The organism is Leptotrichia sp. OH3620_COT-345, from assembly GCF_003932895.1.
Classification (GTDB): domain Bacteria; phylum Fusobacteriota; class Fusobacteriia; order Fusobacteriales; family Leptotrichiaceae; genus Pseudoleptotrichia.
Genome location: NZ_RQYW01000009.1, coordinates 41,926 through 54,064 on the forward strand (window position 1 = coordinate 41,926; position 12,139 = coordinate 54,064).

Annotated in this window: 10 protein-coding genes; 9 read left to right on the forward strand and 1 reads right to left on the reverse strand. The window is 27.0% G+C overall.

What is annotated here, in order from left to right; genetic code table 11:
* Window positions 1-17: 17 nt before the first annotated feature.
* Window positions 18-1,778 carry a spherulation-specific family 4 protein gene (locus tag EII29_RS06675; RefSeq protein ID WP_125236760.1) on the forward strand — a complete coding sequence of 587 codons (1,761 nt, stop codon included), beginning with the start codon at window positions 18-20 and terminating at the stop codon, window positions 1,776-1,778.
* Between the two features lie 355 nt (window positions 1,779-2,133).
* On the opposite strand, the gene EII29_RS06680 is transcribed toward EII29_RS06675, so the two are convergent.
* Entirely contained in the window at window positions 2,134-2,643 is a 510-nt protein-coding gene (locus EII29_RS06680; RefSeq protein ID WP_125236761.1) for a hypothetical protein, read from the reverse strand.
* A 296-nt stretch (window positions 2,644-2,939) separates the two neighbouring features.
* Between EII29_RS06680 and EII29_RS06685 the strand changes: the two genes are divergently transcribed.
* The 8 genes from EII29_RS06685 (at window position 2,940) to EII29_RS06710 (ending at window position 11,622) form a co-directional block, all read left to right on the forward strand.
* A complete protein-coding gene (locus EII29_RS06685) occupies window positions 2,940-4,076 on the forward strand; it encodes an anaerobic sulfatase maturase (RefSeq protein WP_125236762.1) in 1,137 nt (378 codons plus the stop codon).
* 511 nt (window positions 4,077-4,587) lie between these two features.
* Window positions 4,588-5,550: an ROK family protein gene (locus tag EII29_RS06690; RefSeq protein ID WP_125236763.1), complete on the forward strand. Its 963-nt coding sequence runs from the start codon at window positions 4,588-4,590 to the stop codon at window positions 5,548-5,550.
* A 312-nt stretch (window positions 5,551-5,862) separates the two neighbouring features.
* Window positions 5,863-6,000, forward strand: coding sequence for a hypothetical protein (locus tag EII29_RS12060; RefSeq protein ID WP_158612479.1), 138 nt, complete (start codon window positions 5,863-5,865; stop codon window positions 5,998-6,000).
* 322 nt (window positions 6,001-6,322) lie between these two features.
* Window positions 6,323-6,472: a hypothetical protein gene (locus tag EII29_RS12065; protein WP_158612480.1), complete on the forward strand. Its 150-nt coding sequence runs from the start codon at window positions 6,323-6,325 to the stop codon at window positions 6,470-6,472.
* Between the two features lie 309 nt (window positions 6,473-6,781).
* Complete coding sequence (gene ligA / locus EII29_RS06695) at window positions 6,782-8,830, forward strand: NAD-dependent DNA ligase LigA (protein ID WP_125236828.1); 2,049 nt, start codon at window positions 6,782-6,784, stop codon at window positions 8,828-8,830.
* 516 nt (window positions 8,831-9,346) lie between these two features.
* Window positions 9,347-10,147, forward strand: coding sequence for an Mrp/NBP35 family ATP-binding protein (locus tag EII29_RS06700; RefSeq protein ID WP_125236764.1), 801 nt, complete (start codon window positions 9,347-9,349; stop codon window positions 10,145-10,147).
* 67 nt (window positions 10,148-10,214) lie between these two features.
* Window positions 10,215-10,892: a response regulator transcription factor gene (locus EII29_RS06705; RefSeq protein WP_125236765.1), complete on the forward strand. Its 678-nt coding sequence runs from the start codon at window positions 10,215-10,217 to the stop codon at window positions 10,890-10,892.
* Window positions 10,893-10,989: 97 nt separating this feature from the next.
* On the forward strand, window positions 10,990-11,622 hold the full coding sequence (locus EII29_RS06710; RefSeq protein WP_125236766.1) for a superoxide dismutase: 633 nt from the start codon (window positions 10,990-10,992) through the stop codon (window positions 11,620-11,622).
* Window positions 11,623-12,139 lie beyond the last annotated feature (517 nt).

A 12,139-nucleotide genomic window follows, 5' to 3' on the forward strand; every position in this document is an offset into this window, starting at 1 on the left:
AATTTTTAGGAGGAAAAATGAAAAAACTATTATTATTTGCATCATTGGTTTTGAGTATCAACACTTTTTCTGCATATGTAAATTCAGCAACTACTTTTTCTAGTAAGGTGGATAAACAGTCAATGATAATACCGGCTTATAATTATCCTGACGGAGTTAATGATCAATATTGGAATTCCGTGACAGCTCTGGGAGGTTCTAAAGTTCCTTATGTAATTATAAATCCTGATAACGGTTCAGGAAATAACGCTGATCCAAATTATATAAGACAAATAGAAGCCAATAAAAATGCGGGTATAAAAAGTATAGGATATATTCGTACCAAATATAGAGGCAGATCGGTTGCCGAAGTTGTTGCTGAAGTTGATACTTATTTTAGATTATACGGAGAAAATAACATAAGCGGTTTTTTCTTTGATGAAATTAAAGTAGATGAAAACAGCAGTGTTGAATATATGGAATCCATTTATAATTATGTAAAAAGTAAATCAGCAGATAAACTTGTTATGGGAAATCCCGGAAGACAGATAAATGATAAGATGGCTCCGTATGCTGACATATTTGTGACAAGTGAAATAAGTGCCGATGAATATATAAACAGGTTTTCGGCTCCAAAATCAGAATTTGAGAATAATTCTGCAAATTCAAGACATATTATGCACATTGTTTATGGAGCAACTCCCGATCAGTATGAAACAATAGTCAAATTATCTCGTGAACGTAATGCAGGTTGGCTTATAATAACTGATGATACTCAACCTAATCCATATGACGGACTCCCTACAGATATAAACAAAATTGCAAAACTAATTAACAATTTAGGAGGTATTCCCAATCCTAATAATTCGGGAGGAGGTTTAGGCTCAATTCCGAAGACAGGAATTCCTCAAGGTGTTTTTGATAAAAAAAGTATAGCGATTCCAAGATCAAAAGTTGATCTTGACCTTGTAAAAAGTTCAAGAGGAACAATTTACAGAAATATGGAAAATATAAAAGAAGATGGAATTACTTTTGATACAGTGTATATCGGACAATTTGGAACAGATTTTAAAGAAAAAAACGGAAATGTAAAATATTCTTCTTCAAGTAACGGAATTCTCCTTTCAATATTTAAAGATTACGGGAAATTTAATTTAGGAGGAGGTTTTGGATATCAAAAATCAAAAGTCAGATATGGTGAAAAGTTTAGTGGAATAAAAGAAAATATAGATTCTTTCCAATTTCTATTTGGAGGAAAGTATAAAATAAATGAAAATATTGATTTATCAGGTGTAGTTACATACTCTGAAAACATTCACAAATATAGAAATGAAAATGGGAGAGTATTTATGGATGGAGCAAAATATAATTCAAAAATACTTGATGCTGATACGAGAATAGGATATAAATATATGTTTGAAAAAGGGTATATAAAGCCTTATTTAGGATTGGGAATTACAAGTGTAAGAGAAGGTGAAATTTCTAAACTCGGAATAAAAGGAACGTCAGCTACAGGACTAAACAGTATAATAGGATTATATGCACAGTTGAATTATGGAAATGCGGTTTTATTTGGAAATGTTGAATATGAACAGAGGCTGAGAAAAAAATCTTATCATAACAGAAGAGAATACAATGTATTATTTGATATAGCTCCGTTGGAATATAAAAGAGGAGTATTTAATGCAGGTCTGGGAATAGGATATAAATTGTCAGATATGTTAAATGTAATACTAAGCTATGAATTATCAGAAAGCAGAAATAACGTATTTAAATTAGGACTTGAAGCGGAATTTTAAAAAATGTTTACTATATCTGAAAATATTTATTTTTTATAAAAATGAAAAAAGTTTTTTTATCTAAGATAGAAAATATAAAAATTGCAAATTCGATATTTTCAATTTTTATAAAATTATAAAACAGTGTATTTTAATTTTTAAGAATATATAATATTAATAGTCAGGGAATTATTTTGATTTATGATATATTTCAAATAACCTATTATAATATTTTTTATATTTTAAAATATTAATATCTGAAATTTTAATTAAAGCAATATAGATTTTTAAATTAAAAGCCTAATTATTCATACTTTAGATAAAGTCAAGTATAAATAATCAGGCTGTTTTTAATTTGAAGTTTAGGATATTTAATTTATTCCGTCGGCTTAGTTAAGCTGAAAGTTTTTTCAATATCAATAATTATTGATGCAGCTTTTTTAGATAATACATCGAGAGATAGTGCATGGATATTATTTTCATTATCGGTAAATAACCATAAAATAGATGTCGTTTCATCTACTTCAGTTGAAACTTTATAAGCGTCAAATCCTGCAAACTTTATTCCTCTTTCAATCTGAAATTTATCTTCAGTCAAGGAATTGTCCTCTATAACGGACTGAATAAAAGACTGTAGTGCGGTATCCATAGTATTTTGTTCATTTATATCACCAAAATCAAAAAAACCGATTGTTGCTCCCGATTTAGAGTCGCTAAAAAATAAGCTTCCACTGTCTTTTTCCGTTTCCATCCAGTTCCCTTTTACAGTAACATAGCCTAAATTGTCTGTTCCTATTGTCATTGACTCTGCCTTATTACATGCTGTCAAAATAATCGCTACAAATAATATTCCAATAAATGTTAAATAGTTTTTCATTTTTTTCATACTGTTTTTCCTCCGAATTTTATTTTGTATATCTTTTTAAACCGTTGAAAGACTTTTTTACTATTTTTAAGTCAAAAGATAAGTTTGAATTTTATTATATCATAGTAAAGTTGTAAAATAAAGCTACTAAAAATATTTTTTATTCAAAATTATTTTTACTGTTCAAATTTCTCAATAGTATGGATAGGTTGATTTCCAGAAACTAATAAAATTTTTGTATAATAAATATTTGAAATTTTAATTATCAGGGTATACTATAATTAGTATAAGGAAAAAATGAATAAAGGGAGAGAATTATGCGTGCATTGAATTTACTTATAAAACCTTATTCAAGTGGCTGTAATTTAAATTGCAAATATTGTTTCTATTATGATGTTGCAGATAACAGAACAGTGAGAAATTATGGTCCAATGAAATTTGAAGTACTTGAAAAACTTGTTATGGAAGCTTTTGAATATGCGGATACTGTTATTAATTTTATGTTTCAAGGAGGAGAACCTACGTTAATCGGAACAAATTTTTATGAAAAATTTCATGAATATGTGGACAAATATAATAAAAAAAATATAAGAACGGAATTTTTTATACAAACTAACGGAACTTTGTTAAATAACGGATGGATGGAACTTTTTAGGAAATATAATTATCTCGTAGGAATTTCCTTAGACGGGTATGAAGAAATACATGATATTTTTAGAATAAACGGAAAAAATAAAGGAACGTTTAAAAAAGTTATGCAAGGTATAGAACATTTGAAAATATCAAAAGTGGAATTTAATATTCTTTGTGTAGTAAATAAGCTTGTAGCACAAAATGGTAAAAAAGTTTATAGATTTTTTAGGGAAAAAGGTTTTAGATATATGCAGTTTATTCCTTGTATTGATGATTTTGATAATAAAAAGGAAAAGGAATTCACATTAACGGCAAAAGACTACGGAAAATTTCTCAATGAGATATTTTTATTATGGTATGAGGATTTTATTGATGGAAATTTTATAAGCATAAGATATTTTGATAATTTAATAAGAATACTATTAGGGCAACCGCCTGAAGCCTGTGACATGATGGGATTTTGCAGTGTAAATGGAGTTATAGAATCAAACGGCGATGTTTATCCATGTGATTTTTATGTATTGGATGAATATAAATTAGGAAATATAACGGAAAATAAATTTGAAAATATACTGTTTAATGAAAAGGCCGTTGATTTTTATAAAACATCATTGAATATGAGTGAAAAATGTAAAAAATGTAAATATATAAAAATTTGTAGAAGTGGCTGCAGAAGATATAAAAATTTTGATGGAACTGAAAATAAGTATGAAAATAAATTTTGTGATGCATATATGGATTTCTTCAGGAAAAATTTGGAAAATTTGATAGAACTTGCTAAATTGACTTATAAAATAAGACAAGAGAGAACTATACAGTAAAATTGATTTAAAGATGGAAAGAAAAATTTATGATTAAGAGATTATTTTCCAATTAAAATAAAATTGTAACTGTTATTTTACTGATTTTATAAAAATATAAAGTTCATAATTTTAATTTATTTTTTTACTTTTATAAATAAAGTATATTTTTGGAAATCATAAAATATTGTTTTATTGCCCTTTATAAAGTAAATGCAAGACAGAATAACATTTTTTATATATGAAACAACTCAATTGAATATTTTATTTCATTATAAAGATTCGTGTTAAAAAGTAAAACTGGTATTAATCTATTGATTTAAAAAAAAATGAGTTATAATTTGAATAGAAAGTAAAAAAATAACTGTTTGGAAAAATAGAAATGAAAACTAAGTTATTCGTATTCTCATTGATAAATATAATCACTTTAATGTCATGCCGAGAGAAAATGGAAACTTAAAGAGGAAAAGTCACGAAATGTACTCTAAACTTTTTGAAAAATCATGTTTAAATGAAGAATGGAGCAGGAAATATGAAATATTTTACAGGGATTGATATAGGAGGAACAAATACTAAAATTGGAATATTAAATAAAAATGGAGAAATTTTAAATACCCGAAGTATAAAAACGGAATCTATAAAAGGACCTGAAAATACCATACGAAGAATATGGGAAACAGTAAAGGAAATGGCAGTTGAAAACTCAGTAAATATAGCAAATATGGAAGGTATAGGTGTAGGAATACCGGGTCCTGTAATAGATGAGTCCATTGTAAAAATAGCTGCAAATTTCTCATGGGGTAATGATTTTCCTGCTAAAAAAATGTTTGAAGAAATAACAGAAAAAAAAGTAAAAATAGCAAATGATGTTAAAGTGATAGCATTGGGAGAACAGCTTTATGGAGCAGGAAAAGGTTATAAAAGCAGTATAACAATTCCTATCGGAACAGGAATTGCGGCAGGAATAATAGTTGATGGGAAAATACTTTCAGGTTCTACGGGAGCCGGAGGTGAATTCGGTCATATTGTTATAAAAAAGAATGGGCATAAATGCGGGTGCGGGTTAAGAGGATGCCTTGAAACTTACTGTTCAGCCACAGGAATAGTAAGGGAAGGAAAAATTATTCTTGAAAATAATAAAAACAGTATATTGTTTCAGGTAACAAGAGGAGATTTAAATAAACTTGATTCATATTATATTTTCAGTGAAGCTAAAAAGGGAGACAAAACGGCAATAGAAATAGTGGATCATTTCTGTGATAATCTGGCTCATGGAATAGGAACTCTTCTTAATATAATAAATCCGGAAATAATAATTTTCGGAGGAGGAGTTTCAAAAGCAGGAGATATAATTATAAAAGGAGTTGAAAAACATCTTTATAAATATGCATTAAAAATGACAATAGATAATTTAAAATTTGCATTTGGACAACTTCAAGAAAATGCAGGGATAAAAGGTGCAGCGGCATTGATTATACAAGATATGGATGTTTAAAATTTCTGAATAGAAAAGTCATTATTAAAAATAGTAAAATATTATTATTTTTTTATTGATAATGACTTTTTTATTTGTCGAATATTATTCGAAGTTGTGAAAATATTTTAAGTTTTATGAAGTATAGTGGATTTCAATTTTTACGTTTTTCAATATATAGCAGTCTATTAATTTTTTATAAAAATATGCTATAATTTTATTGAAAATATATTTATATTATTTTTTAAAAATACAAATGTATAATGTAAAATTTTTATTCTAAAAAAAATAAAATGTTAAAAAATTAAGAATGCATAAAAAAAGAGAAATATTATGTCCGATACATTTGAAAATCTGGGAAAAGTACTAAATTCTAAAATATTAAAGAAAATTCCTGAAGAAAATCCTGATTCGTCAAAGGTTTTAAAAGAAAAAGTGTTTATATTTTTCAGATGTTCAGTTTTATATTAAGTACGGTTCAGGAATTAGAGATAAAACTACAAAACAAAAAGGAGAAAAAACCGGAAAATATGACTTAAAAAATATATAGAAAAGAATAAAATAAATGTAATTACACTTAAAATACTTGAAAACTTTAAGCTAAAAGCAATGAGTAATATGCTGAATGAAAAAGATTTTATTAGGAGATAAATTATGGAAAAATTAAAAAGAAGAATTTCAGTATTTGTTGTATTGCTTATGTTATATTCCGTGCACTTATTTTCGGTATTCCTATTTGCAGTTTTAATAAATATATGATTATATTGAGAAAAGTATTGAAAAAGAATTCTATATGGATTGTTACGAAAAGACGAATGACATTATCGTATCTTCTGAAAATGAAGAAGAGAATATTTATTTAAGAGGAGAAATATATGAAAATAATATATTAAAAGAAAAATTTATATTAAATAAAAAAGTTAAAGAATTTAAAAAAATATGATTCTTATTCAAAAAAAATGAGATTATCAAATACATAAATTACTTAAAATAAAAATAGATTCGGAATTAAAATAATAATTTACTATAAGGATAAAAATGGAGGACAGAGTTTGGACTTATCGCGTGGAGAGAGATTCTTTTTATCCCCACCGTATAATTTTAACTGTACCTTATTAGAGTTATTAAGTAAAAAAATTGACTGATTTCAGTCAATTTTTTATTTGATTTGTTTTAACAATGTAGTATAATAAAACATAAAATTATTATTAATAAGGAGAAAATCGTGAAATTATTTGATAATGAAAAAAATATGAAAATGGAAGATATAGAAAAAGAATATAAAAAAATAAGAAGTGACATAGAAAAGTATAATCATTATTATTATAATGAAGATAAATCTCTAATTTCAGATAGAGAATACGATGATTTAATGAAAAAGTTACAGAATATGGAAAAAAAATATCCTGAGTTAAAAGGTATAAATGTGGAACAATTTTTTCATAAAGAAAATATTAGTATAAGTCCTACAGAAAAAATAGGGGGTACAGCAGGAGAAAAATTTTCAAAAGTTTTACATAAAGTTCCGATGTTAAGTTTGTCCAATACGTATAACATTTCTGAAATAAAGGATTTTGACCAGAGAATAAGAAAAATAACAGGACTGGATAAAAAACTTGAGTATGTACTGGAGCTTAAACTTGACGGACTGAGTATCAGTTTGCTTTATGAAGATGGATTATTTAAAAAGGCGGTAACGAGAGGGGACGGTCAAATAGGAGAAGATGTTACGGAAAATGTAAAGGAAATAATGTCCGTTCCTAAAAAATTGACAGAGCCTGTAACATTGGAAATTAGGGGAGAAATAGTCTTGCCTATTTCCAATTTCAATAAAATCAATGAAATGAGAGAAGAAGCAGGAGAGGATGTATTTGCCAATCCGAGAAATGCTGCAGCAGGAACAATAAGACAGCTGGACAGCGGAATAGTAAAAGGCAGAGGTCTTGACTGTTATCTTTATTATCTTGTAAATCCTGAAAAATACGGAATAAATACTCATTATGAAAGTATAGGATTTATTGAAAAATTAGGTTTTAAAACTACAAAAGTATTTGAAAAATATAGTGATTTTGCTGAACTGGAACAAGCGATAAAAAAATGGGGAGAAGAAAGGGAAAAGCTTGATTATGAAACAGACGGACTTGTTATAAAAGTAAATGAGTTTTTATATTATGATGAACTGGGATATACTACAAAAAGTCCGAGATGGGCGATCGCTTATAAATTTCCTGCTGCTCAAGTAAAAACCAAACTGACAAATGTCACTTTTCAGGTAGGGAGGACAGGAGTTATTACACCTGTTGCCGAGCTTGAGCCGGTAACTTTATCAGGCTCGGTTGTAAAAAGAGCAAGTTTACATAATTTTGATGAAATAGAAAGAAAGGAAATAAAAATTGGAGATAATGTTATAATAGAAAAAGCGGCTGAAATAATACCTCAAGTAGTAAGTGTTGTATTTGACGACAGGACAGGAAATGAAAGAAAAATAGAAAAACCTGAAAACTGTCCTGTGTGTGGAACGATATTAATAAAAGAAGAGGGACAGGTTGCATTGAAATGTTTAAATCCTGTGTGTCCTGAAAAGGTAAAGAAAGAAATAGAATATTTTGTATCAAGAGATGCGATGAATATTTCAGGGCTTGGAGAAAAAATAGTTGAAAAGTTTATTGAACTTGGAAAAATAAAAACAGTCGTAGACATATATTCTCTGAAAAATTATCGAAAAGAACTTGAAAATCTTGAAAAAATGGGGGAAAAAAGTATAGATAACCTTATAAAAAATATAGAAGAAAGTAAAAACAGAGAATTTAGTAAAGTTCTTTATTCTTTAGGTATTCCTTTTGTAGGGAAATTTACTGCAAATTTACTGACTGAAACTTTTAAAACAATAGAAGATTTAAAAAATAAAGAAATGGAAGAATTACTTCAAGTAAAGGGAATAGGGGAAAAAGTTGCTCTTTCCGTACAAAGTTATCTTAAAAATGAAGATAATTGGAAAAAAATAATTCAACTCAAAAATATAGGATTAAATTTTGTTTCAAAAAATATTGAAGAAAATGAAATTGAAGATAATCCCATAAAAGGAAAAAAATTTTTAGCTACAGGAAAATTGAAAAAATATAAAAGAGAGGAAATAAAAAATATTATTTTAAAAAAAGGGGGAGATTATCTCTCAGGAGTTTCTAAAAATCTTGACTATCTTGTTATAGGCGAAAAAGCAGGAAGTAAACTTGAAAAAGCTCTTAAAATAGGAGTTAAAGTATTATCTGAAGATGAATTTGAAAAGGGGTTTTTAGATTGATTAACAGATTAATTTTAAGTGTATATACATTCAAATACAATTATACGAAAATATTAAGACAAAAAGAATATTAATTTGGTATTATTTTATAAAATCTAAGGGGTGGATTAATGTTTTATTGTAAAACTGTCAAACTTGGATTTTTTTATATTAAAATTAAAATATAACTATTTTATACAATGGTTACTAAAAATGATTTATATTTTATGAATGGACTATAGTAATATAGAGAATATTTACAAATATTTTCTGTGTATCAAAAGATACAAATAATTAAATTATGGTATTTTTACTTTAAAATTTAAAAAGATTTATTTTAAAAAAGATGAAAGTTTTTAAAAAAATATAATCAGAAAATCTTTATTACTTTAAAATATTCCGTGAATTAGGAAAAATTTAAAATAAAATATTGGAATATCGGATAAAACAATAAATAGTAAATAGGAAAAATGACTTGTTTTTTAACTTAATATATGTTTTAATTTTAATATATTATTGTCAGAGAGGAAGAGCAGAATGCATGGAAATATTAACATAGATGAGAGAAAGCGGAAAATAAATGCAAAAATGTCTAAAATAAAACATAAGATAGCCATTATGAGCGGGAAAGGAGGAGTCGGTAAGTCTACAGTATCGGTAAATCTGGGATATGGATTGTACATGAGAGGATATAAAGTAGGAATACTTGATGCTGATCTTCATGGACCGAACATACCTTTAATGTTTGGAAAAGAGGGAGTAAAACTTCCAAATCTTTCAACACCTTTGAAAGTAGCTGAAAATTTATCAGTTTCATCGTTGAGTTTTTTTGTACCTGATAATGATCCTATTATATGGAGAGGACCTCAAAAAATGGGGGCTATAATGGAAATGTTGGAAGGGATTGATTGGGGAGAAATTGATTTTTTAATTGTGGATCTTCCTCCGGGAACGGGGGATGAAACATTGACTATTGCACAGAATATAGGTCCTGAAGCTAAATCAATAGTAGTGACTACTCCTCAGAATGTTTCGCTACTTGATTCAAGAAGAACGGTAAAATTTTCACGACTTATAAATATGAAATTATTGGGAATTATTGAGAATATGAGCGGTTTTATATGCCCTGATTGTGGAAAAGAAGTTAATATATTTAAAAAAGGGGGAGCTGAAAAAATGGCTTCTGAAACAAAACAGAGTTTTTTAGGTTCAATCCCGATGGAAGTGTCAATCGTTGAAGCAGGAGATACAGGACTTCCATACATAGCTACTGATTCTATCGCAGCAAAAAAAATGAATGATATAATAAATAAAATTCTGGAACAGTTAAATATGTAATAAATATAATTAAGATGACTAATTGGAGATACATGAGTTTAAAATAAAATGAAATTGGAGGAACAAAATGAAAATATTAGTATGTAATAAAAACGAAAAATCAAGGTTGGTGGTCGGTCAGTTACTTAAAGAAATGAGTTTTAGTGTATTATTGGTTGATTCGGAAGAAAAATTAATAGAAGAAATGAAATCAGATTCGTTGGATTTAATCTTTTTGGATGTAGCATCATTTTCAAATTTTCCTAAAATGATGGAACGAATTATAAAAAATAAAAAAGACAGTTATATTTTGATTTCAATAAACAATGATGATAGATATTCTAAAACTGAAGCATTGTTGAATGGAGTGGATGATTATATTTATAATGATTTCAGACTGGAAGAACTTTCGGCAAAACTTAAGGCAATAGTAAGAATACTGACAAAAAAAATAAATAATGATGATTCTGAAGTTCTTTCAATCTATGATTTGACATTAAATCCTATTAATAGAGAAGTAATTAGAGCAGGAAAAGAAATTTTACTAACAAATAAAGAATTTTTATTGTTGGAATATTTCTTAAGAAATAAGAATAGAGTATTGACAAGAACTATGATTTCCGAAAAAATATGGGATATTGATTTTATAACTGAAAGCAATATTGTAGATGTATATATTAATTTTCTAAGAGCAAAGGTAGATAAAGGATTTGATAAGAAAATAATCAAAACTGTCAGAAGTGTAGGGTATATTGTAAAAGAATAATTAAAATTATTAAATAATATGTTGATTTTATGGAGTTTGTATGTTAAAATAAATCAGTTCAAAATTAAAAATTAATATATTATAGGGAGTGATTTAGATGTTCGAACAAGTAAAATTACCATATTCTTATGACGCATTAGAACCCAATATAGACACAAAAACAATGGAAATTCACTATACAAAGCATCATGCCGCTTACACAAATAACTTGAATGATGTGCTGAAAAACAAAGTACCTGAGTTTTTAAACAAGTCTATTGAAGAAATACTTGGGAATTTGGAAGCATTACCTGAGGATATCAGAGTAGCAGTGAGAAACAACGGTGGAGGTTACTATAATCATAATTTATTTTTTACTGTAATAGGTCCTAATGGTGGAGGAGAACCTACAGGAGAATTAGCTCAAAAAATAAATGAAACATTCGGAAGTTTTGAAGAGTTTAAAACTGAGTTTTCCAAAGCTGCTGCAACAAGATTCGGTTCAGGTTGGGCATGGCTTACAGTAAATAAAAAAGGAGAACTGAAAGTCAGATCAACTGCAAATCAGGATAATCCTTTAATGCCGGGAGCTACATGTGAATGTTCACACGGGACTCCTATTTTAGGAATAGATGTATGGGAACATGCATATTACCTACATTATCAAAACAGAAGACCTGATTACATAAATGCATTTTTCAATGTTATTGACTGGAATGAAGTAGCAAAAAGATATAATGAAGTGAAATAATAATTAGGAAATAAATAGAAAACGTCATCAAGGGTAATATCTGAAATGACGTTTTTTGTTTATGGAAAAATAAAAATATGAAAATAATTTTATATTTAAATAAAAAATTATGTATAGAGCAAAATTACCAGTTATATGCGGACTGTCTAATAAGTTAAAAATAATTTTCCAACTAGAAGTATTATATATTTTTAAAAACTAAAAGATATTATTTTTAATGATTTTATAAAAATATAAAATGTATAAGGTTTATGATTAAATATATTTTCATATCTTATGAGACAGTCTCAGTTTATAAAATAATTTTGATATGATTGAATTAAAAATATTAGAGTAAAGAGAACTTTGAAAAGTAAACAAATTTTTAAAAATATAAATGAATGAAAGTAACAGAAGAAGAGCTGATAAAATATTTTTGATTTTAAACATATACAAAATATATTGAGTTAATATATATATATATATTGAATATGAAAAAATAATGGAAATATGATATTATTCAATTACAAAGTAAAAT